Raw genomic sequence first — 20,834 nt, 5'->3', positions numbered from 1 at the left:
TTGCAGCCCAACATTCAGAGATCAGGCGAAAAGCTCGCCCTGCAACTCATCCAACAGCGCCTGGATCGCATCCAGGCGTTGCTGCGGATCATCCAGTTGCAGCAGGTCCAGCTTGTCCAGTTCTGAAAATGGCAGCAGATAGGCCAACTGGTTCGCCAGCGACTGCTGGCCGGTGGCTTCCGTGCCCATGTTCAAGGCCTCGACCATCGGATGCTCGGCCAGCGCCTTGAGCAAGGCGATCAGGTCGGCGTCCTCATCCTGCAACGGTTGCTCCGGAGCCTCGTCGAGCCACTCGACCTGGGCGACCACCAGTTGGTCCTTCTGCACCTCGCTGCTGAGCACCCGAAAACGCCGCCCACCCTTGACCCGAATGCCCAGCAGGCCATTGTCCTGTTGATGAAAATCGGTGATCAACGCTTCGCAGCCGATCAGCGCATAGCCTTCCGGCACGTTGCCGACCTCCTCGCCTTCGAGTATGCAGACCACGCCAAAACCACTGCCCTGTTTCATGCAGCGGCCGATCATGTCCAGGTAGCGCGCCTCGAAAATCTGCAGATCGAGGATGCACTGCGGAAACAGCACGGTATTCAGCGGAAAAAGCGCCAGGCTCATAAAAAATCCTTAAACCACCAACGACACCGCCAGCGGCAGGAATACCGCCGTGGCCACGCCCATCAGACTCATCGCCAGCGCCGCAAAGGCACCGCACTCTTCGTTTTCCTGCAAGGCCACCGAGGTGCCCACGGCATGCGCCGTCATGCCCAGGGCCATGCCGCGCGCCTCAGGACTATGGACACCCAGGCGATTCAAGATGCTCGGGCCGAAAATAGCCCCGATGACTCCGGTGATCAGCACGAACACCGCCGCCAGGGCCGCCACACCACCGATCTGCTCGGCCACCAGCATGGCAATCGGCGAAGTCACCGACTTGGGCGCCATGGTCATCAAGATCATGTGCTCGGCGCCAAACCACCAGCCCAGCAATACGCCAAGGCCGGTAGCGACCACGCCACCCACCACCAGCGTAGTAAATATCGGCCAGAACAATTGCCGGATCCGCCGCAGATTCAGATAAAGCGGCACAGCCAGCGCCACCGTGGCCGGGCCCAGCAGAATACTCAGGATCTCGGTGCTCTTTCGGTACTCGGCGTACGTCAGGCCACAGCCCAGCAGCACGCCGATGACCAGCAGCATCGACACCAGCACCGGCTGCAGAAAGATCCAGCGGGTTTTCTCGAACGCCGCCAGCACCAGTTGATAAGCCCCCAGGGTAATGCCGATGCCAAACAACGGGTGGTGAATCACGGCCGCCCAGGCGCCTTGCCAGTCGAACGTCATTGCCCTTCCTCCCGCCGCGCCTGGCGCTTGACCAGCTTCTGCATCAGCACGCCGACAAAGGCCATGGAAATCACCAGGGACAGCACCAGTGCACCGACGATCGCCCAGAAATCAGCGGCAATGTCTTTGGCATAGACCATCACGCCCACGGCCGGCGGCACCAGCAACAACGGCAGGTAACGCAGCAGGCTGCTGGCCGCGAGGCTCAGGGGCTCCCCGACTTCGCCCCGTGCAATCAGGAAGATCAGCATCAGCAGCAGGCCGACGATAGGCCCCGGCAGTATTGGCAGAAACAGATGATTGATCGCCGTGCCGAGCAATTGGAACAGCACCAGCCATGTCAGACCGCGTAACAACATCCCCACTCTCCAGCAAAAACGCGTCGCGCATTATAAGCACGCAAGGGCTATGGACCGGCATTCGCCAAAAGCATGGATGGTTGACCCAAGCAATTGGCCATGATGATCTAAAGTGGTTGTCAGGGCACCGCCCCCACCCCGTGAAAAACTATAAAACCGATAAACCAAGGAGAGTCTCAATGCCCTACGTTCCTGTTGCAGAGCTCAAAGATTATGTCGGGAAGGAACTCGGACGTTCCGAATGGCTCACCATCGACCAGGAGCGCATCAACCTGTTTGCCGAGGCGACTGGCGATTTCCAGTTTATCCACGTCGATCCGGTCAAGGCTGCGCAAACCCCCTTTGGCGGCACCATCGCCCATGGTTTCCTCTCGCTGTCACTGATTCCCAAGCTGATGGAAGACATCCTGGTGTTGCCTGAAGGCCTGAAGATGGTGGTCAACTACGGCCTGGACAGCGTGCGCTTCATCCAGCCGGTCAAGGTCAACTCCAAGGTGCGACTCAAGGTCGACCTCACCGAAGTCACCGAAAAGAAACCCGGCCAGTGGTTGCTCAAGGCCACCGCCACCCTGGAAATCGAAGGCCAGGAAAAACCCGCCTATATCGCCGAGCCACTGTCGCTCTGCTTCGTCTGAAACACCGTTGATGCGAAACAGCTCACGCTGTTTCGCACGGCCTCTCTATATATAAGCCACATGGCTACGGCATACTCGGTCCCCTAATTACCCGGATCCCGCTATGCGCCCACTTGTACCCCTGGTTTTGACCCTGTTGCTCGCCGCCTGCGGAGACGGCGAATCGCTGCTGCCGCCCGACGCCCGGCTGCCCGACGGCGGACGCTATCGGGGCGACGTGGTCAACGGCCTGCTGCAGGGCCAGGGGCGCATCGACTATCCCAACGGCAGCTGGTACGCAGGACAATTCGAAAATGGCCAATGGCATGGCAACGGCGAATGGCATGGCAGCAACGGCGAGGTCTATCGCGGCCAGTTCCAGCAAGGCCTGTTCCACGGCCAGGGCAGCCTGACCACCCAGGACAGCAGTTACACCGGCGGTTTCAAGTTTGGCCGCCGCGATGGTGAAGGCACCCTCAAAGAGGGTGGCATGACCTACCGTGGCGAGTTCAAGGCCGACCTTTATTCCGGCCTGGGGCGCTTGGAACTGGAGGACGGCAGCCAATACCAGGGCCAGTTCGCCCACGGCAAGCCCAATGGCGAAGGCCAGCGCAGCGACGCCAGCGGCAATCAGTTCAGCGGCCACTTCGTCAATGGCCAGCTCGAAGGCAACGGCACTTTCAACAGTGCCGAGGGCGACATCTACGTCGGCGGCTTCAAGCAGAACCAGTTGCACGGCAAGGGGCGTTACGAAAACGCGGATGGCGACGTGTGGATCGGCCAGTTCAAAGAAGGCGCCCTGAGCGGCAAAGGTGAACTGATAGGCGTCGACGGCAGCCACTATGTCGGGCAATTCAGCGATTGGCGCTTCAGCGGCCAGGGTCGTCTCAACCTCAGCGACGGCAGTTTTTATATCGGCGGTTTCGACAGCGACAGCTACCAGGGCCATGGGGTGCTGGTATTGCGTGACGGCACCGTGCAAAGCGGCGATTGGATCAACGGCCTGCGCGTGCGCGATGCCAGCGGCAAATTGCTGCCGGACCCACTGGAGCTCGGCTTGCTGGCCCAGGGGCGCCTGCTCGAACAGGCGTTGACCAACGTTCCCGCCTCGACACCGGCGATAGAGCTGTACAGCCTGACACTGGCCGGTGACGGCAAGCAAAGCGTGTTCCTGCGCGAAGCCGACTACGTCAGCAACATGCTCGCCAGCCGTTTCGGTGCCTACGGCCAGATCCGCCTGGTCAACCACCGCGACCACCTGGCCGACCGGCCCATGGCCACCCGGGAGAGCCTGCACCGCTCGGCCCAGACCCTGGCCGAACGCAGCGGCCCGGAAGACCTTGTTTTCATCTACCTGACCAGCCACGGCACCAGCGCCCACGAACTGGTGCTCGATCAGCCGCGTCTGGAGCTGGCCGACCTGCCGGCCGATGAGCTGGCGACGGCTCTGGCCCCGCTGAAGAACCGCGACAAAATCATCGTGATCTCGGCCTGTTACTCCGGCGGCTTTATCCCGGCGCTCAAGGACGAACGCACGCTGATCATGACCGCCTCGCAGGCCGACCGGGTGTCTTTCGGCTGCTCGGAGGAAGCGGATTTCACCTACTTTGGCGATGCGCTGTTCGCCCAGGCGCTGAACCAGACCGATGATCTGGAGCAGGCCTTCAAACTGGCCCGGGCCAACGTCGCCGAACGTGAGCAGGCCGATAATTTCGAAGCCTCGGAACCGCAGATCTGGGCGCCCAAGGGGGTCTTGGCGCACTGGCAACAATTGCGAAAACAGCAGGCACGAAAAGCGCTGCAAAGTGTCTCAATCAACAGCAAGGAAGCAAAGAGCAACTAAGCTGAAACAGTATCAAGGGGGAAACACTATGTACTTGACGCCTCAGCATATCCTGCTCGCTGGAGCCACCGGCCTGACTGGCGAACACCTGCTTGATCGCCTGCTCAACGAACCCACCGTGACCCGCGTTCTGGCACCCAGCCGCCGCCCGTTGAGCGAGCATCCGCACCTGGAAAACCCGGTGGGCGACCCGGCTGTATTTTTGCCGCAACTCACAGGCCAGGTCGACATCGCCTTCTGCTGCCTGGGCACCACCATCAAGCAGGCCGGCTCGGAACAGGCGTTTCGTGCCGTGGACCTGGATATGGTGGTGGCCTTTGCCAAGCGCGCGCGGGAAATGGGCGCGCGGCACCTGATCGTGATCAGCGCCGTGGGGGCCGACGCCCAGTCTTCGATCTTCTACAACCGGGTCAAGGGCGAAATGGAGCAGGCGCTCCAAGCCCAGGATTGGCCGCAACTGACCATCTGCCGCCCTTCGCTGCTGCTGGGCGAGCGCCTTGAGCCACGCCTGGCGGAACAACTGGCCGGCCCCTTGTCCAAACTGATTCCCGGCAAGTACCGCGGTATCGAAGCCTGCCAGCTGGCTCGTGCCATGTGGCGCCTGGCCCTGGAAGAACAGGACGGGGTTCGGGTGGTTGAGTCCGACGAGTTACGCAAGCTGGGCAAATAGAACCGGGCTGGCGCGGCACTCCAGCAAGCGCCGCTACAGCCCGCCGGTAGCCTGGAACCCCACACCCAACACCGTCAGGACCGACAACGGCAACAGCAGCGTGTCGAGCACAGCGCTGGCGGGCAGGTCGACACCGGGATAGCTCGGCGCCTCGGCGCCAAAACGGTCCATGGCGCAACAGCCACCCTGCATCGCATACAAATCCAGGCGGGTTCCCGAGTACACCACCGGCGCTCCCGGCTGGGCGGCATTGAGGGTGCGCGCGGTGGCGCAACCACCCAGTTGCAGGGCGATCAACGCCACCAGCAACGCCCTACTCATCACTGCTCAAATGGTGCTCGCCCCAGCGCGGCAGCATGTCCTGGGGAATGTTCAGCAGGTTGAGAATCCGCGCCACCACAAAATCCACCAGGTCATCGATGGTCTGCGGCTGGTGATAAAAGCCCGGCGACGCCGGCAGAATGGTCACGCCCATGTTCGACAGTTTGAGCATGTTCTCCAGATGAATACTCGAGTACGGCGCCTCGCGCGGCACCAGAATCAACTGGCGACGCTCCTTGAGCGTGACATCGGCCGCACGCTCGATCAGGTTGTTGCAGGCACCCGTGGCAATGGCCGACAGGGTTCCGGTCGAGCACGGCACCACCACCATCGCCGCCGGCGAGCCGGAGCCCGAGGCCACGGGCGACATCCAGTCTTCCTTGCCATAAACCCGGATCTGCCCCGCCGCCGCACCGGTGTACTCGGTGAGGAAGGCTTGCATCATCTGCGTCTTGGGCGGCAGGGAGACGTCGGTTTCGGTGGCCATGACCAATTGCGCGGCCTTGGAGATCAGAAAGTGCACTTCCCGATCCTCACGGACCAGGCAATCGAGCAGGCGCAAGCCGTACTGGGCGCCCGAGGCGCCCGTCATGGCCAGGGTGATGCGTTCCGGACCGTTGTTCATTGCAGGGCCTCAGCCAGTTTGCCGTGCAGGCCGCCAAAACCGCCGTTGCTCATGATCACCACGTGAGTACCGGGTTTGGCCTGGCTCTTCACGCGCTCGATGATGCCTTCCAGCGAGTCACTGACAATGGCCGGCACCGAGCACAGCGCGGCGGTCGCGCCCAGGTCCCAGCCGAGATTGGCGGGGGCATACCAGATCACCTGGTCGGCCTGGTTGACGCTTTCCGGCAGGCCATCTCGATGGGCACCCAACTTCATCGAATTGGAGCGCGGTTCGATGATGGCGATCAGCGGAGCATCACCAATGCGTTTGCGCAGGCCGTCCAAGGTGGTGGCGATGGCCGTCGGATGGTGGGCGAAGTCGTCGTAAATGGTCACGCCCTGTACTTCGGCGACCTTTTCCATGCGCCGCTTGACGCTTTTGAACGCACTCAACCCGTCGATGCCCATGGAAGGCACCACACCCACATGACGCGCCGCTGCCAGAGTGGCCAAGGCATTGGCGACGTTGTGCTGGCCAGTCATGTCCCACTCGACCACGCCTTGAACCACACCTTCAAACAGCACTTCGAAGCGCGAGCCGTCTTCACTGAGAAGCCTGGCTTGCCATTGGCCACCCGCGCCGGTGGTCTGCACCGGGGTCCAGCAGCCCATGTCGATCACTCGCTGCAAGGCCGGCTCGGTGGTCGGATGGATCACCAGGCCTTCGCTGGGAATGGTGCGCACCAGGTGGTGGAACTGCCGCTCGATGGCCGGCAGATCGGGGAAGATGTCCGCATGATCAAACTCAAGGTTATTGAGGATCGCGGTGCGCGGGCCGTAGTGGACGAACTTGGAGCGTTTGTCGAAGAAGGCGCTGTCGTACTCATCGGCCTCGATCACGAAAAAGGGTGTGTCACCCAAACGGGCCGAGACTGCGAAATTCTGCGGCACACCGCCAATCAGAAAACCCGGGCTCATGCCTGCGTGCTCCAGCACCCAGGCCAGCATGCTGCTGGTGGTGGTTTTGCCATGGGTGCCGGCGACCGCCAGTACCCAGCGACCTCGCAGTACATGCTCGGCCAGCCATTGCGGGCCGGAGACATAGGGCAGGCCTTTGTTCAGCACATATTCCACTGCCGGATTACCGCGGGACATGGCATTGCCGATGACCACCAGGTCTGGCGCCGGGTCGAGCTGCGCCGGGTCGTAACCCTGGGTCAACTCGATGCCCTGGGCCTCGAGCTGGGTGCTCATGGGTGGATAGACGTTGGCATCGGAACCGGTCACACGATGGCCCAACTCCTTGGCCAGAACCGCCATTGAACCCATGAAAGTGCCGCAAATACCGAGAATATGAATGTGCATAGTCGACCTCGTAAACATCGCGGCAGGTTAGCGTAGAGGGCTGCAATTCGCACTCTTTAGCTGCCGAGCAGATCGAACGCCGCAGCTTATGGCCTTCGCTGTAGCCGCTTGTCCTCCCCGAGGTATCCCCTACGGGGCGCTAGCGGGCGATGCCATGTTTGCGCAGCTTTCTATACAGGGTGTTGCGGCTGACGCCCAATTGCTCGGCAGTGTGGGTCATGTGCCAGCGCTGTTGCTCCAGGACGTTGAGCAGCGCCAGGCGCTCGGCATCATCCAGCGGGTGCTGCGAAATATCCTCGACCGTGGCCACCACGGGGGCCGGACGGCTGTGACGGATAACTGCCGGCAGATCTTCGAGGACGATCCGCCCATCCTCGCAAAGCGCCGCCAGCGTCCGCAGCACATTGCGCAACTGGCGCACGTTGCCCGGCCAATGAAAGTCCAGCAACGCCTGGCGCGCCGCCGCATCCAGCAGCACCGCCTGCTCACCGGCCTCTTCAGCCAGGAGAAAGTCCAGCAACTGGGATTTGTCACTGCGCTGGCGCAACGCCGGCAAGCCGATTTCCAGGCCATTGAGGCGGTAGTACAAGTCCTCGCGAAAACTGCCGTTGTGCACCCGCTCCAGCAGGTCGCGGTGGGTGGCGCTGATGATCCGCACGTTCACCGCCTGGGGCTCGCCGCCAATGGGCACCACCATCCGGTCTTCCAGCACTCTTAACAGGCGAGTCTGCATGGCCAGGGGCATGTCGCCGATCTCATCGAGAAACAGCGTGCCGCCATCGGCCTGTTGCAACTTGCCGCGCATGCCTTCCTTGCGAGCGCCGGTAAAGCTGCCACCGCGATAGCCGAACAACTCGCTCTCGATCAGGCTTTCCGGAATCGCCGCGCAATTGAGCGCAACAAAGGCTTTTTCCGCACGCTGGCTGGCGTGGTGCACGGCCTTGGCGAAGGCCTCTTTGCCGGAGCCGGTTTCGCCGTTGATCAGCAAGGGCACATCGCGCTCGAAGACCCTCAGGGCCTTGCGAAAATCGTCCTGCAGCGCCGCATCGCCCAGGCATATGCCCGGCAGCCGTGGGCGTTCGAGCACAGGGGCCGGCATCACCACCGGCTGCGGCACCGTGCGCGGCTGGCCACGCAGCAGGGCGAACAGGTTGCGCCCATCACGGCTGCGCAATGGCCAACTGGCGCTGGCATTGACGCTGGCCCGACTCAGCAACTCATCGAGCGAACAATCGAAGAACGACTCCACCGGTTTCCCCAGCAAACCGCCACGAACATGCCCCAACAGGTTCAACGCGCTCTGATTCACCGCACTGATCCGCCCATCACCGTCGAACGCTAGCAACCCTTCGCTGAACAGTCCCACGGACTCGGCCTGCAAATGAAAACGCAGCAACCACTGGTTGTCGAAATAACGCAGGAAATAGCAGCTCTCGATCATCTTCGCCGAAAGGTTGACCAGGGCCATGGTGTGGAATTGGCTTTGCCGCGAGACATCCTGGCGTGCCGACGATACATCGAGCACTGCCAGCAGCTCGCCGTGAGGGTCGAACACCGGGCTGGCGGAACAGGTCAGGCCCGTGTGACGCCCGCGAAAGTGCTCATCCTGATGGATGGTCAGCGCCTGACGCTCCACCAGGCAGGTGCCGATACCGTTGGTGCCTTCGCAGGCTTCGCTCCAGTCAGCGCCCAGCCACAGGCCGGCGCGCTCGAAGATCTTGCGCTCGGTGGGCGCGGTAATGCAGTTGAGGATGACCCCGCGCGCATCGGTCAACAGCACCGCATGGCCGGCACCGGACAATTGCTGATGCAGGCTGGCCATCTCGCTGCCGGCAATCTGCAGCACTTGCTGCAAGCGCTCGCGACTTTCCAGGACCCGCCCCTGCTCGAGCACGGTCGGCGCCATGGCCTGGGCCGGGTCGAGGTGGTAATCCTCAAGGCAACGCAGCCACGAGCGGGCGATCGACGGGTCGCTGCCCGGGCCCTGCAAGCGGGCCTTGCCCTGGGTAACGGTCAGCACTTGCTGGGCGTGCCGGGTCAGATGATTACTGCTATGCATTTCTTATTATTCTCCTGCTGCGCTGTCACGCTCAGACGGAACCACCTCTGGCCGCTGCCGCAAGATGGCTGGAAGCCCCTGGACCCGTTCGCAACCAGGCAACAGCGACAGACGGGACGGGTGAATTTCACAAGCAAACCAGCATCCTCCTGCGGCGGATTCATTGCAATGCCGACTCGACTGATGAGTCACAGGTTGTGCCATACAGGTGACAAACTGTCACTCACCGCTGTGCCATATCTGTCACAGCCCGCCGCCAAGTGCCTGTCGAAACACTACAAAACCCTTGATTCTGCGGGCCTGCAACACGCTGGCCCGACCTTTGCTCTAGGCTTAACAAGCGCAACAGCGCGTCCTCCCCTATAAGCACAAAAGCCAGGAGATACCCACCATGCGTTACGCACACCCCGGTACTGAAGGCGCTATCGTTTCGTTCAAGGCCAAGTACGGCAACTACATCGGCGGTGAGTTTGTCGCTCCGGTCGATGGCAACTACTTCACCAATACTTCGCCAGTCAACGGCAAGGCCATCGCCGAATTCCCGCGCTCCACCGCCAAAGACATCGACAAGGCCCTGGACGCTGCCCACGCTGCCGCCGACGCCTGGGGCAAGACCTCGGCCCAGGATCGCTCCCTGGTCCTGCTGAAAATCGCCGACCGCATCGAACAGAACCTCGAACTGCTGGCCATCACCGAAACCTGGGACAACGGCAAGGCCGTGCGTGAAACCCTCAACGCCGACATTCCATTGGCCGCCGACCACTTCCGCTACTTCGCGGGCTGCATTCGCGCCCAGGAAGGCACCAGCGCCGAAATCAACGAGCACACCGCCGCCTACCACTTCCATGAACCCCTGGGCGTGGTCGGGCAGATCATTCCGTGGAACTTCCCGCTGCTGATGGCCGCCTGGAAACTCGCCCCAGCCCTGGCCGCCGGCAACTGCGTGGTACTCAAGCCCGCCGAGCAAACCCCGCTGGGCATCAGCGTGCTGATGGAGCTGATCGGCGACCTGCTGCCGCCAGGCGTGCTCAACGTGGTACACGGTTTCGGCAAGGAAGCGGGCGAAGCCCTGGCCACCAGCAAGCGCATCGCCAAGATCGCCTTCACCGGTTCCACTCCGGTGGGCTCGCACATCATGAAATGCGCCGCCGAGAACATCATCCCGTCCACCGTGGAACTGGGCGGCAAATCGCCGAACATCTTCTTCGCCGACATCATGAAGGCCGAGCCGCAGTTCATTGAAAAGGCCGCTGAAGGCCTGGTGCTGGCGTTCTTCAACCAGGGCGAAGTCTGCACCTGCCCATCCCGGGCCCTGGTGGAAGAGTCGATCTACGACGACTTCATGAAAGTGGTGATGAAGAAGGTCGAGCAGATCAAGCGCGGCGACCCGCTGGACACCGACACCATGGTCGGCGCCCAGGCCTCCGAGCAACAATTCGACAAAATCCTGTCCTACCTGGAAATCGCCAAGCAGGAAGGTGCGCAACTGCTCACCGGCGGCAAGGTGGAAAAACTCACCGGCGACCTGGCAACCGGCTATTACATCCAGCCGACCCTGCTCAAGGGCACCAACGATATGCGCGTGTTCCAGGAAGAAATCTTCGGCCCGGTGGTGAGCATCACCACCTTCAAGGACGAAGCCGAAGCCCTGGCGATTGCCAACGACACCGAGTTCGGCCTCGGCGCCGGCCTCTGGACCCGCGACATCAACCGCGCCTACCGCATGGGCCGGGCGATCAAGGCCGGTCGCGTCTGGACCAACTGCTACCACCTGTACCCGGCGCACGCCGCGTTCGGCGGTTACAAGAAGTCCGGTGTCGGCCGTGAAACCCACAAGATGATGCTCGATCACTACCAGCAGACCAAAAACCTGCTGGTGAGCTACGACATCAACCCGCTGGGCTTCTTCTGATCCACGCCCCCGGCGACCCAGGTCGCCGGGGGTTCCGGCCCGCCAGGGCCTGAAGCGCCCCTCCATCCTCCATCCGTTTCGGCGTCCACGACTGGCCGAGAGGGATGCTGCTGTCAGAAATTCCCGATTGGCCTCGCATCGGGCTGTCGTGCTGAAAGTCCACGCGGCTTTTAAAGAACAATAAGAACAAGGAACAACCTAATGGATCAGATCGGCAACTACGTGCTCTACCTCATCATGCTCTGCGCCGTGCTCGGGGCATTCGCCGCGATTTACGACAGCGACCGAGGGCTGGGCAAAGAATTCATGGAGGGCATCCACGCCACCGGGTACATCTTCGTACCGGCCGCCGGGATCATGGCCTCCATCCCCTACCTCACGGTGGTGATCGAAAGCGTTTTCGGCCCGTTCTTCAACTCCCTGGGCGCCGACCCGGCGCTGGCGGCGACCATGATCATCGCCTCGGACATGGGCGGCTATCAGTTGGCTTCGGCCCTGGCGGCCAGCAAGGAAGCGCTGGTGATGGCCCTGATCACCGGTTTCATGGGCGGCGCCACCATCGTCTTCTCGATTCCCATGGGCCTGGCGATGCTCGACAAGCGCGACCATAAATACATGGCGCTGGGAATCATGTCCGGGATCCTGACCATCCCCATCGGCGTACTGATCGCCAGCGTGATCCTGGCGTTCAGCAACCCACTGGTGCGCGACCTGGTAACCACCAATGGCGAGGCCGGTTACCAACTGGCCCTGGGCATGGGCAGTATTTTTGCCAACCTGCTGCCGATCCTGATCTTCGTCGTGGCCCTGGCCGTCGGCCTGCGCTTTCTGCCGGACATGATGATCAAGGGTTTCATCATTTTCGGCCGGGCCATGGACGCGGCGATCAAGCTGGTGCTGGTGTTTTCCATCGTCGAATACTTCACCGGGGTGTTCTCGCTGGTATTCGGCGGCTGGGGCTTCCATCCGATCATCGCTGACGCCGAGGACCAGACCCGCGCCCTGGAAACCGCCGGCTACATCGGCATCATGCTGGCCGGGGCCTTCCCCATGGTCTACCTGTTGCGCAAATACCTGGGCAAGCCCCTGGAAAACCTCGGCAGCAAGGTTGGCCTGAGCGCCGTCGGCAGTGCCGGCATGCTGGCGACCATCGCCAATATCCTGGCCATGTTCCGCCTGGTGCGCTTCATGCCGCCCAAAGACAAAGTGATCAACATCGCCTTTGGTGTGTGCGCGGCCTTTCTACTGGGCGACCACCTGTCGTTCACCGCCAACTTCCAACCGACCATCATCCTCCCGGTGCTGATCGGCAAAATCAGCGCCGGATTCATCGCCGTGGGCCTGGCTTACTGGTTATCGGTGCCCAAGGCCCTGGAGCTGGAAGCCCAGGATCGCGCTGCCGGGATCATCGCCGAAGGCGAATACCTGGGCGACGCCGAGCCCGAGGCCCCGTTGCCCGCCGGACACAAGGCCACGGCCTGAGGACGGCGCGCAACACCGGCTTGCACGTACACGGGCAAGCGCCTGGAACAGCGGTCGAAAAAGGTGGCATTCTGACGACTGCCACCCCCACGACAACGCACCTTCATCGTTGAAACGGAGACAGAGATGGCCAGTTTTTCCCATACCGTCGGCCCCCAGACCTATCGCTTCGATAGCCTCAAGGAGGTCATGGCCAAGGCCAGCCCGGCGCGTTCCGGAGACTTCCTGGCCGGGGTCGCGGCCCTGAACGACGGCGAACGGGTCGCCGCGCAGATGACCCTGGCGGACATCCCCTTGAAACACTTCCTGCAGGAAGTGCTGATCCCCTACGAGTCCGATGAAGTCACCCGGCTGATCATCGACACCCACGACCAACAGGCCTTCGCCACGGTCAGCCACCTGACCGTGGGTGGTTTTCGCGACTGGCTGCTCAGCGATGCCGCCGACGAAACCAGCCTGCGCGCCCTGGCCCCAGGCCTGACCCCGGAAATGGCTGCCGCGGTGTCGAAGATCATGCGCGTGCAGGACCTGGTGCTGGTGGCGCAGAAGATCCGTGTGGTCACGCGCTTTCGCAACACCGTAGGACTGCGCGGGCGGATGTCGACCCGCCTGCAGCCCAACCACCCCACCGACGAACCGGCGGGCATCGCCGCCAGCGTGCTCGACGGCCTGCTGTACGGCAACGGCGACGCCATGATCGGCATCAACCCGGCCACCGACAGCATCGCCTCGATCTGCGCCATGCTGGAAATGCTCGACGCCATCATCCAGCGTTATGAAATTCCGACCCAGGCCTGCGTCCTGACCCACGTCACCACCTCCATCGAGGCGATCAACCGGGGCGTGCCGCTGGACCTGGTGTTCCAGTCGATTGCCGGCACCGAGGCGGCCAACGCCAGTTTCGGCATCAACCTTAATGTGTTGCAGGAAGGCTACGACGCCGGCTTGAGCCTGAACCGCGGCACCCTGGGACAAAACCTGATGTATTTCGAAACCGGCCAGGGCAGCGCCCTGTCGGCCAACGCCCACTTCGGCATTGACCAGCAGACCTGCGAAACCCGCGCCTATGCCGTGGCCCGGCATTTCAAGCCGTTTCTGGTCAACACCGTGGTCGGTTTTATCGGGCCGGAATACCTGTACAACGGCAAGCAGATCATCCGCGCCGGTCTGGAAGATCACTTCTGCGGCAAGCTGCTGGGCGTGCCCATGGGCTGCGACATCTGCTACACCAACCACGCCGAAGCCGACCAGGACGATATGGACACCCTGCTGACCCTGCTGGGCGTGGCCGGAATCAACTTCATCATGGGCATCCCCGGCTCTGACGACATCATGCTCAACTACCAGACCACCTCCTTTCACGACGCGCTCTACGCCCGGCAGACCCTGGGCCTGAAGCCGGCCCCGGAGTTCGAGCAATGGCTGGCGCGCACCGGAATCTTCACCCAAGCCGATGGCAAGGTGCATTTCGGCAATAACCTGCCACCGGCCTTCCGCCAGGCGCTGGCGCAATTGGGATAAGCGAGACACTTATGGACAAGCACCCCACCGACAGCCAGAACCCCTGGCTGGAACTGCGCCGCCTGACCCCGGCCCGCATCGCCCTGGGCCGCACCGGCACCAGCATGCCAACCGGCGCCCAACTGGACTTCCAGTACGCCCACGCCCAGGCTCGCGATGCCGTGCACCTGCCCTTCGACCATACCGGGCTCAGCAGCCAGTTGGCCGAGCGCGGGCGTGACAGCCTGTTGCTGCACAGCGCAGCCGTCGATCGCCACAGCTACCTGCAACGCCCCGACCTGGGGCGGCGCCTGAGTGATGAGTCGGCACAAACCCTGCGCGATTACGCCCGCGCCAACCCCGGCGGAGTCGACCTGGCAGTGGTGGTGGCCGATGGGCTTTCGGCGCTGGCGGTGCATCGCCATACCTTGCCGTTCCTGGCGCGAATGGAAGAGCAGACCAGCGCCGAAGGCTGGTCGCTGTCGCCGGTGATTCTGGTGGAACAGGGCCGGGTCGCGGTAGCCGATGAAATCGGCCAACTGCTGGGCGCGAAAATGGTGGTGATCCTGATCGGCGAGCGCCCGGGCCTGAGTTCACCGGACAGCCTGGGCCTGTACTTCACCTACCAGCCCAAGGTCGGGCTGACCGACGCCTACCGCAACTGCATCTCCAACGTGCGCCTGGAGGGCCTGAGCTACGGCATGGCCGCCCACCGCCTGCTGTACCTGATGCGCGAGGCATGCCGGCGGCAGTTGTCGGGGGTCAACCTCAAGGATGAAGCCCAGGTGCAAACCCTGGAGTCGGACACACCGGAGAACATGAAGGGCAACTTCCTGTTGAGCCCACCCGAAGCGTGATTTTCAAGACGATTGCGCTTTTTTCCAGCTTTAGGCAGCATCCGAACACGGCTGCCCCGAGTAATGAACCGTTTGCCGTCATATCCACTTGCTGTTGAGGCCTACCATGCGGATTACTCAAGCAACCCTGGAACACCTGGATCTGTTGACGCCGTTGTTCGTCAAATATCGCGAATTCTACGGCGCGCTGCCTTACCCTGACTCGTCCCGGGCCTTTCTGGAAAAACGCCTGTGCCGCAAGGAATCGGTGATTTACCTGGCGCTGTCCGATGACGACAACAAACTGCTCGGTTTCTGTCAGCTGTACCCCAGCTTCTCGTCCCTGTCCCTCAAGCGTGTATGGATCCTCAACGACATCTACGTCGCTGAAGACGCTCGGCGCCAACTGGTGGCCGACAACCTGATCCGCACCGCGAAGAAAATGGCCAAGGAAACCCACGCCGTGCGCATGCGCGTTTCCACCAGCAGCGATAACGAAGTGGCGCAGAAAACCTACGAGTCCATCGGCTTTCGCGAAGACACCGAGTTCAAGAACTACGTATTGCCCATCAGCGATGATTGATCCGCTCGACAGCGGCCTTCGGGCCGCTGTGGCATTTACCGAATTTCCCGCCTCTGCCCGCCGCCAAACGATGCCTGGCCCTCGAAACGCCCCGCTACAATCTCAACGCGCATTTCACAGTTCACACTTTATAATGCTGACCTTTTCGGCAAGTAAGAAACGTCTGCCCTCGCTGTAAGACCTTACCCCGAGTCATTGCACAGGTCCGCCGAGCCGGGCCGTCACCACAGGTGCCTCCATGGATTTCAACCCGATCGACCTCATCCTGCACCTCGACGTCTACCTCGACTTGCTGGTGACCAATTACGGCCCATGGATCTACGCCATTCTGTTCCTGGTGATTTTCTGCGAAACCGGCCTGGTGGTGATGCCCTTCCTGCCGGGTGATTCCCTGCTGTTCATTGCCGGCGCCGTGGCCGCGGGTGGCGGCATGGACCCGGTGCTGCTGGGCGGCCTGCTGATGCTGGCGGCGATCCTCGGCGACAGCACCAACTATGTCATCGGCCGAACAGCGGGCGAACGCCTGTTCAACAACCCGAACTCGAAGATCTTCCGCCGCGATTACCTGCAAAAGACCCACGATTTCTACGACAAGCATGGCGGCAAGACCGTGACCCTGGCGCGCTTCCTGCCAATCATCCGCACCTTTGCGCCGTTCGTCGCCGGCGTGGCGCGGATGCCTTACCCGCGCTTCTTCGGCTTCAGCGTGGCCGGCACCATCCTCTGGGTAGGCGGCCTGGTCACCCTGGGGTATTTCTTCGGTAACGTACCCTTCATCAAGAAAAACCTGTCGTTGCTGGTGGTGGGCATCATTCTCCTGTCCCTGGTCCCGATGATCATCGGCGTGGCCCGCAGCCGCTTTGGCCGCTCGACGTCAAACGTCGAGCCGCGCTGACCGGCATGTGGTCCCTCAGTGCCTGGCGCCGCAAGCGCATCCTGGCCAAGCATCCGATTGCCGATGACACCTGGCAGCGGGTGCGCCAGCACTTGCCCTTCCTCGATGGCATCACCCCGGCCGAAGACCAATGGCTGCGTGAAGCCAGCGTGCTGTTTCTCGACGAAAAACACCTGACCGCCCTCCCCGGCGTCGAACTGCATCAGGAACAGCGCCTGCTGCTGGCGGCCCAGGCCCAGTTGCCATTGCTGCACCTGGGCGACCTCAACTGGTACCAGGGCTTCCATGAAATCGTCCTCTACCCGGACGACTTCCTCAGCCCCCAGCGCCATCGCGATGCCAGTGGAGTCGAGCACGAGTGGGACGGCGAACACAGCGGCGAAGCCTGGCAACAAGGGCCGATCATCCTGGCCTGGCCCGGAGTCCTGGCCAGCGGCGGCTGGGAAGCCTACAACCTGGTGATCCACGAACTGGCGCACAAGCTGGACATGCTCAACGGCGACGCTAACGGCCTGCCGCCGCTGCACAGCGATATGCGGGTCAGCGACTGGGCGCAGGTGATGCAAGAAGCCTACGACGACCTCGACCGCCAACTCGAGCAGAACCCGGACGCCGAAACCGCCATCGACCCCTACGCCGCGGAAAACCCAGCCGAGTTTTTTGCCGTCACCAGCGAATACTTCTTCAGCGCCCCGGATTTGCTCAACGAGGCCTATCCGAAAGTCTATGAACAGTTGCAGCTGTTTTACCGGCAGAATCCGCTCGCCAGGCTGCGGCAACTTCAGGCCGAAGATCCGGTCTATCAGCCACACGACTAAGCGTTGTACGACCCTTGGTACGTGGCATCGATAGCGGAGTGTGTCTATAATCGCCGCCACTTTTTGGTCAATCCGGCCAAGTCATTTGGTCATCTAACGGGGGCACCGCCCAATGAGCTACAGCAAGATTCCGGCTGGTAAAGACCTGCCGAACGACATCTACGTCGCGATCGAGATCCCGGCCAACCACGCGCCGATCAAGTACGAAATCGACAAAGACAGCGACTGCCTGTTCGTTGACCGTTTCATGGCAACCCCGATGTTCTACCCAGCCAACTACGGCTTTATCCCCAACACCCTGGCCGACGACGGTGACCCCCTCGACGTGCTGGTCGTGACCCCGTACCCAGTGACCCCAGGCTCGGTCATCCGCGCTCGTCCGGTGGGCATCCTGAACATGACCGACGACGGTGGCGGCGACGCCAAAGTCATCGCGGTACCACACGACAAGCTGTCCCAGCTGTATGTCGACGTGAAGGAATACACCGACCTGCCGCCACTGCTGCTGGAACAGATCAAGCACTTCTTCGAGAACTACAAAGACCTCGAAAAAGGCAAATGGGTGAAGATCGACGGTTGGGGCAACGCAGACGCAGCCCGTGCCGAGATCATGAAGTCGGTTGCAGCCTATAAAGGCTGAGAAGCAGCGCTAAGCTTCCAGTCGTAAGCTGCAAGGAAAAGCCCCGGTGATTCGGGGCTTTTTTGTGCATGCCAGAAACCCGGTGCCTGGGGCAGGTAAAATTCCGTTGCACTATTTTGGCTCTCGAGGCCTCTGGCCGGCCCTTCGCGCTGGGAATTTGCGGCAAATATGCGTATGCTGCGCCCCACATTTGCGCATCGGCCCTTCCGCGGTCAGATCGCACGACGAAGCGGATGATTTTCTCGCCAAGTCCCACAGCCAGACGCAAGAGCTGGGTGTACGTTTTGAAGGCTGGTGCGGTTTACCAAAAATGAACCAAGCCAGTCCCCGAGAAGCCGGCCACAAGCCGGCTTTTTAATGCCTTTTTGAAAGCCATCCTTATCCGCCTGAATGCCACGCCTCTGCTCGAACAGGGGCCCGGCACCGCGCCCGCCTGCCCGATAAGCTCCTCGACATCATGCCAACGGCTTAAAAAGGCGCTGCCTCACCAAAAGCGCAGCTCACCACCTGTCATGAGAAACACCAGGGCCATCCCGAACGCCCCTAAAAACAGCGGGGCCACGGTGATCACGATTTGCAGGATAACCGCAGCCTTGCAGGCGCCAGACAGGCTGTAACGCATCCAGTACAGCACGTGAAAGGTCATCGTCAGGCCGTTGGCAACCCAGGCTGCGCCGATGGCCAGCATGTAGTTTTGCTGGGCGATGCGCAGCAACATGATCAGCACACCGAAAATGGCGACCAGTGACGAGGCCACAAGCAGGCGTGACGGGCCCGAAGACACAGGTTGTGGGGCAGGTGTGGGCATTGGGGTTCCATCCGTGTGAATGTGAGCAGATTCCTCCCCCACGCAGCTCGCCACAGCAGGAACATGCCGACTGGACACTGGCCACGGGGTATTTCCGGGCGCGTATTTAACACCACATCCGGCTGTGGCGCCCAAGCTATTGCGCTTGCCCGGCCACAGAGGCGCCAACCTGCAGCCATTGCACGGCTGACTGTAAAGAAGATGCGAAGTCGCTCGAAAAACACCACGGGATCCGTATGATTGCCCACCGCTTCAGCGCAACGCACGACCGCGGGCTGATGCTCCTTCCTCTTCCAGGCTTGTCATGAAAAAAATTTCTGTTTCAGCATTCCTTGCCTTGAGCCTGACGGGCTGTGTGGGTGCCTGGGTCGACACCACCAGTAAAACCACGAGCAAATCCAGCGCCCACGATCAGCTCACCTCTTACAACGAAAAACCGCTGATTACCCGTTCGGAAAAATCGCCCTCGACCCGCGAATGGTGCGGCACCACCTTGTTGGTCGTGATTATTCCGATCCCGCTCAAGTTACCGGTCTGTGAGTCCTACAGCGAAATTGCCTATGGCAAGAACGTCTATGGCGTAGAAAAACCGCTGCTTTACACCAGCCAGAGCATGACCTCGACGTTCTACGCCTGCGGCCCCTTCATGTTTATGGCGCCGCTGATGCACAGATACCAGGGCAATGCCTTGTGTGGGACATTTCCTTGAAGAGCTGCACCGCCGCCTGTTAAAAAGCCGGCGCAGGGCCCCAATGCACACCCGCTGCCAGACTCCCCAGGGCATGGGATGTCGCTACACTTCTGGCGGTCGATACCGGCGCGCGGTCCGGCTGGTGCCCCTCCCCACTGCCGGCAAACCTCAGCACGATGCTGAAAGAGATCCAAGGACATGGCGCTGCACATCCAAACCCTGCTCGTGGTCGCGGTCTTCATTTTTTGCCTGATGGGGTTGCTGACCTTTCATGCCTGGTGTCGGGAAACCCGCGAACGTCCGCTGGCCTACCTGTGCGGCATGATGTTGCTCGCCGCCGTGGGCGTGGTGCTGGTGAGCGCGCGAGGCATGGGCATCGATCCGCTGCCGGTGGTGCTGGGCAATATGATCCTGCTACTGAGCGCCGCGCTGAACTGGACTGCCATGCGCGTGTTCAATGGGCGCCAAGCCTCGGTCCCGGGAATTCTCGCCGGCGCAGGCACCTGGTTTCTGCTGTGCCTGACCCCGGTCTTCTACCACTCGCTGGAGCTTCGGGTTTCCCTCTACTCGCTTATGACCGCGACGTACGGCGTGCTGACCGCGCTGGAGTTCTGGCGCAACCGCCGGCAACTGGAAGTGGCTTACCTCCCCGCGCTTACCCTGACCTTGCTGCACACCGCCTTCTATTGCGTACGCAGCGTTGTCGATCAGGCATTGCCACTGGACCAAGCGCTTACCGGCGATGGCGAAGGGGTGCCGTTTTTCTCGTTCATGCTGTTCGAGTCGATGCTGTATGTGATCGGCATTGCCTACGTGACCCTGGCCATGGTCAAGGAGCGGGTCGAACTCAAGTTCAAGGCCGCCGCCCTGTGTGATGCCCTGACAGGTATCGGCAACCGCCGCGCGTTTATGCTCGGTGCCGAGCGCGCCCTGCTCGACTGTCAGCAGCGTCAGGTGCCGGTCGCGTTGTTGCTGTGCGACCTGGACCACTTCAAGCGCCTGAACGACAACTTTGGCCACCAGACAGGCGACCTGGCCTTGATCGCCTTTAGCCAGGTGCTGGCGCAGAAACTGCGTGCCAAGGATGTGTTTGCCCGTATTGGCGGCGAAGAATTCGCCTGTCTGCTGGCAGATACCGATCAAGCCAGCGCACTTTCGGTGGCCGAGGGCATTCGCAACGGCTTCGCACAGCTGACAATGCTCGAACCTGGCTTGCTCAGCGTCAGCATCGGCGTGGTGACCAGTGAGGAGGCCGGGTACGAGCTGCCACGCCTGCTCTCGCAGGCGGATCAGGCGCTGTATGGTGCCAAGGGGCAGGGTCGCAATCGGGTCCAGGCGGTGCCGCGGAGGGTAGCGGAGGCCCAATCAGGCAGAGTCAGGTGACCGTTGCGCCCATCCCCCTGAGGGCGCGACCAGCCTGATCTTGCTGGTTGCGCTTGAATGAACTGTGACCCATGCCCCAAAGCCCTATAAAAAGGCACTTGGCCAGTATTT

21 protein-coding genes are annotated in these 20,834 nt (G+C 61.8%); 13 read left to right on the top strand and 8 right to left on the bottom strand.

The features are described from left to right. Positions 1–21: 21 nt before the first annotated feature. The 3 genes from ACOZJV_RS28030 to ACOZJV_RS28020 are packed head-to-tail and all read right to left on the bottom strand — an operon-like array spanning position 22 to position 1,697. Positions 22–612 carry an LON peptidase substrate-binding domain-containing protein gene (locus ACOZJV_RS28030; protein ID WP_078471641.1) on the bottom strand — a complete coding sequence of 197 codons (591 nt, stop codon included), beginning with the start codon at positions 610–612 and terminating at the stop codon, positions 22–24. Positions 613–621: 9 nt separating this feature from the next. Continuing rightward, on the bottom strand, positions 622–1,338 hold the full coding sequence (locus ACOZJV_RS28025) for an LrgB family protein (protein WP_020295270.1): 717 nt from the start codon (positions 1,336–1,338) through the stop codon (positions 622–624). Further along, complete coding sequence (locus ACOZJV_RS28020; RefSeq protein ID WP_078471640.1) at positions 1,335–1,697, bottom strand: CidA/LrgA family protein; 363 nt, start codon at positions 1,695–1,697, stop codon at positions 1,335–1,337. The genes ACOZJV_RS28025 and ACOZJV_RS28020 overlap by 4 nt, the downstream gene beginning before the upstream one ends. Before the next feature lie 179 nt (positions 1,698–1,876). Between ACOZJV_RS28020 and ACOZJV_RS28015 the strand changes: the two genes are divergently transcribed. From ACOZJV_RS28015 to ACOZJV_RS28005, 3 genes are all read left to right on the top strand, one after another. Continuing rightward, positions 1,877–2,332, top strand: a complete 456-nt coding sequence (locus ACOZJV_RS28015) for a MaoC family dehydratase (RefSeq protein WP_020295268.1) — start codon at positions 1,877–1,879, stop codon at positions 2,330–2,332. 103 nt (positions 2,333–2,435) lie between these two features. Further along, positions 2,436–4,154 (top strand): C13 family peptidase, encoded by a 1,719-nt coding sequence (locus ACOZJV_RS28010; protein ID WP_201128172.1) that lies wholly within the window; start codon positions 2,436–2,438, stop codon positions 4,152–4,154. 28 nt (positions 4,155–4,182) lie between these two features. Beyond that, positions 4,183–4,824 (top strand): oxidoreductase, encoded by a 642-nt coding sequence (locus ACOZJV_RS28005; protein WP_078471637.1) that lies wholly within the window; start codon positions 4,183–4,185, stop codon positions 4,822–4,824. 33 nt (positions 4,825–4,857) lie between these two features. Here the strand turns inward: ACOZJV_RS28005 and ACOZJV_RS28000 are convergent, their stop codons facing one another. From ACOZJV_RS28000 to ACOZJV_RS27985, 4 genes are all read right to left on the bottom strand, one after another. Beyond that, a complete protein-coding gene (locus tag ACOZJV_RS28000; RefSeq protein ID WP_078471636.1) occupies positions 4,858–5,145 on the bottom strand; it encodes a YceK/YidQ family lipoprotein in 288 nt (95 codons plus the stop codon). Next, positions 5,138–5,770 (bottom strand): flavin prenyltransferase UbiX, encoded by a 633-nt coding sequence (ubiX, locus tag ACOZJV_RS27995; protein WP_020295264.1) that lies wholly within the window; start codon positions 5,768–5,770, stop codon positions 5,138–5,140. The genes ACOZJV_RS28000 and ubiX overlap by 8 nt, the downstream gene beginning before the upstream one ends. Further along, positions 5,767–7,116 (bottom strand): UDP-N-acetylmuramate:L-alanyl-gamma-D-glutamyl-meso-diaminopimelate ligase, encoded by a 1,350-nt coding sequence (gene mpl / locus ACOZJV_RS27990; RefSeq protein WP_078471635.1) that lies wholly within the window; start codon positions 7,114–7,116, stop codon positions 5,767–5,769. Before mpl ends, ubiX begins: the two co-directional genes overlap by 4 nt. 139 nt (positions 7,117–7,255) lie before the next feature. Next, positions 7,256–9,175: a sigma-54-dependent Fis family transcriptional regulator gene (locus tag ACOZJV_RS27985; RefSeq protein ID WP_078471634.1), complete on the bottom strand. Its 1,920-nt coding sequence runs from the start codon at positions 9,173–9,175 to the stop codon at positions 7,256–7,258. Between the two features lie 391 nt (positions 9,176–9,566). Between ACOZJV_RS27985 and ACOZJV_RS27980 the strand changes: the two genes are divergently transcribed. The 8 genes from ACOZJV_RS27980 to ppa all read left to right on the top strand — a co-directional run bounded on the left by ACOZJV_RS27980 (position 9,567) and on the right by ppa (position 17,841). Then, positions 9,567–11,087 carry an aldehyde dehydrogenase family protein gene (locus ACOZJV_RS27980; protein ID WP_020295261.1) on the top strand — a complete coding sequence of 507 codons (1,521 nt, stop codon included), beginning with the start codon at positions 9,567–9,569 and terminating at the stop codon, positions 11,085–11,087. A 201-nt stretch (positions 11,088–11,288) separates the two neighbouring features. Then, positions 11,289–12,569, top strand: a complete 1,281-nt coding sequence (gene eutH, locus ACOZJV_RS27975; protein ID WP_078471633.1) for an ethanolamine utilization protein EutH — start codon at positions 11,289–11,291, stop codon at positions 12,567–12,569. Positions 12,570–12,695: 126 nt separating this feature from the next. Further along, on the top strand, positions 12,696–14,090 hold the full coding sequence (locus ACOZJV_RS27970; RefSeq protein ID WP_020295259.1) for an ethanolamine ammonia-lyase subunit EutB: 1,395 nt from the start codon (positions 12,696–12,698) through the stop codon (positions 14,088–14,090). An 11-nt stretch (positions 14,091–14,101) separates the two neighbouring features. Continuing rightward, positions 14,102–14,926 (top strand): ethanolamine ammonia-lyase subunit EutC, encoded by an 825-nt coding sequence (gene eutC, locus ACOZJV_RS27965; RefSeq protein ID WP_201128176.1) that lies wholly within the window; start codon positions 14,102–14,104, stop codon positions 14,924–14,926. Between the two features lie 106 nt (positions 14,927–15,032). Next, on the top strand, positions 15,033–15,488 hold the full coding sequence (locus ACOZJV_RS27960; protein ID WP_421548966.1) for a GNAT family N-acetyltransferase: 456 nt from the start codon (positions 15,033–15,035) through the stop codon (positions 15,486–15,488). A gap of 238 nt (positions 15,489–15,726) precedes the next feature. After that, positions 15,727–16,383 carry a DedA family protein gene (locus tag ACOZJV_RS27955; protein ID WP_421548965.1) on the top strand — a complete coding sequence of 219 codons (657 nt, stop codon included), beginning with the start codon at positions 15,727–15,729 and terminating at the stop codon, positions 16,381–16,383. Between the two features lie 5 nt (positions 16,384–16,388). Continuing rightward, positions 16,389–17,201 carry a zinc-dependent peptidase gene (locus tag ACOZJV_RS27950; RefSeq protein ID WP_020295255.1) on the top strand — a complete coding sequence of 271 codons (813 nt, stop codon included), beginning with the start codon at positions 16,389–16,391 and terminating at the stop codon, positions 17,199–17,201. Positions 17,202–17,313: 112 nt separating this feature from the next. Continuing rightward, positions 17,314–17,841: an inorganic diphosphatase gene (gene ppa, locus ACOZJV_RS27945; protein ID WP_003176323.1), complete on the top strand. Its 528-nt coding sequence runs from the start codon at positions 17,314–17,316 to the stop codon at positions 17,839–17,841. 484 nt (positions 17,842–18,325) lie between these two features. On the opposite strand, the gene ACOZJV_RS27940 is transcribed toward ppa, so the two are convergent. After that, positions 18,326–18,559, bottom strand: a complete 234-nt coding sequence (locus tag ACOZJV_RS27940; protein ID WP_421548964.1) for a hypothetical protein — start codon at positions 18,557–18,559, stop codon at positions 18,326–18,328. Between the two features lie 394 nt (positions 18,560–18,953). On the opposite strand from ACOZJV_RS27940, the gene ACOZJV_RS27935 reads away from it, so the two are divergent. Further along, entirely contained in the window at positions 18,954–19,358 is a 405-nt protein-coding gene (locus ACOZJV_RS27935; protein ID WP_421548963.1) for a hypothetical protein, read from the top strand. 180 nt (positions 19,359–19,538) lie between these two features. After that, the gene (locus tag ACOZJV_RS27930) at positions 19,539–20,723 is read left to right on the top strand and encodes a diguanylate cyclase (RefSeq protein ID WP_421548962.1); all 1,185 of its coding nucleotides are present in this window, start codon (positions 19,539–19,541) and stop codon (positions 20,721–20,723) included. Positions 20,724–20,834 lie beyond the last annotated feature (111 nt).

Source organism: Pseudomonas sp. QD4, assembly GCF_049199125.1.
Lineage (GTDB): Bacteria > Pseudomonadota > Gammaproteobacteria > Pseudomonadales > Pseudomonadaceae > Aquipseudomonas.
Note: the sequence above shows the minus strand (reverse complement) of the source record. Positions and strands in the feature narration are given on the sequence as shown.

What these genes read in the sequence shown, in the direction of transcription:
- ACOZJV_RS28030 (WP_078471641.1), bottom strand. Translation starts at nt 612, where the DNA reads ATGAGCCTGGCGCTTTTTCCGCTGAATACCGTGCTGTTTCCGCAGTGC.
- ACOZJV_RS28025 (WP_020295270.1), bottom strand. Translation starts at nt 1,338, where the DNA reads ATGACGTTCGACTGGCAAGGCGCCTGGGCGGCCGTGATTCACCACCCG.
- ACOZJV_RS28020 (WP_078471640.1), bottom strand. Translation starts at nt 1,697, where the DNA reads ATGTTGTTACGCGGTCTGACATGGCTGGTGCTGTTCCAATTGCTCGGC.
- ACOZJV_RS28015 (WP_020295268.1), top strand. Translation starts at nt 1,877, where the DNA reads ATGCCCTACGTTCCTGTTGCAGAGCTCAAAGATTATGTCGGGAAGGAA.
- ACOZJV_RS28010 (WP_201128172.1), top strand. Translation starts at nt 2,436, where the DNA reads ATGCGCCCACTTGTACCCCTGGTTTTGACCCTGTTGCTCGCCGCCTGC.
- ACOZJV_RS28005 (WP_078471637.1), top strand. Translation starts at nt 4,183, where the DNA reads ATGTACTTGACGCCTCAGCATATCCTGCTCGCTGGAGCCACCGGCCTG.
- ACOZJV_RS28000 (WP_078471636.1), bottom strand. Translation starts at nt 5,145, where the DNA reads ATGAGTAGGGCGTTGCTGGTGGCGTTGATCGCCCTGCAACTGGGTGGT.
- ubiX (WP_020295264.1), bottom strand. Translation starts at nt 5,770, where the DNA reads ATGAACAACGGTCCGGAACGCATCACCCTGGCCATGACGGGCGCCTCG.
- mpl (WP_078471635.1), bottom strand. Translation starts at nt 7,116, where the DNA reads ATGCACATTCATATTCTCGGTATTTGCGGCACTTTCATGGGTTCAATG.
- ACOZJV_RS27985 (WP_078471634.1), bottom strand. Translation starts at nt 9,175, where the DNA reads ATGCATAGCAGTAATCATCTGACCCGGCACGCCCAGCAAGTGCTGACC.
- ACOZJV_RS27980 (WP_020295261.1), top strand. Translation starts at nt 9,567, where the DNA reads ATGCGTTACGCACACCCCGGTACTGAAGGCGCTATCGTTTCGTTCAAG.
- eutH (WP_078471633.1), top strand. Translation starts at nt 11,289, where the DNA reads ATGGATCAGATCGGCAACTACGTGCTCTACCTCATCATGCTCTGCGCC.
- ACOZJV_RS27970 (WP_020295259.1), top strand. Translation starts at nt 12,696, where the DNA reads ATGGCCAGTTTTTCCCATACCGTCGGCCCCCAGACCTATCGCTTCGAT.
- eutC (WP_201128176.1), top strand. Translation starts at nt 14,102, where the DNA reads ATGGACAAGCACCCCACCGACAGCCAGAACCCCTGGCTGGAACTGCGC.
- ACOZJV_RS27960 (WP_421548966.1), top strand. Translation starts at nt 15,033, where the DNA reads ATGCGGATTACTCAAGCAACCCTGGAACACCTGGATCTGTTGACGCCG.
- ACOZJV_RS27955 (WP_421548965.1), top strand. Translation starts at nt 15,727, where the DNA reads ATGGATTTCAACCCGATCGACCTCATCCTGCACCTCGACGTCTACCTC.
- ACOZJV_RS27950 (WP_020295255.1), top strand. Translation starts at nt 16,389, where the DNA reads ATGTGGTCCCTCAGTGCCTGGCGCCGCAAGCGCATCCTGGCCAAGCAT.
- ppa (WP_003176323.1), top strand. Translation starts at nt 17,314, where the DNA reads ATGAGCTACAGCAAGATTCCGGCTGGTAAAGACCTGCCGAACGACATC.
- ACOZJV_RS27940 (WP_421548964.1), bottom strand. Translation starts at nt 18,559, where the DNA reads ATGTTGCTGCGCATCGCCCAGCAAAACTACATGCTGGCCATCGGCGCA.
- ACOZJV_RS27935 (WP_421548963.1), top strand. Translation starts at nt 18,954, where the DNA reads ATGAAAAAAATTTCTGTTTCAGCATTCCTTGCCTTGAGCCTGACGGGC.
- ACOZJV_RS27930 (WP_421548962.1), top strand. Translation starts at nt 19,539, where the DNA reads ATGGCGCTGCACATCCAAACCCTGCTCGTGGTCGCGGTCTTCATTTTT.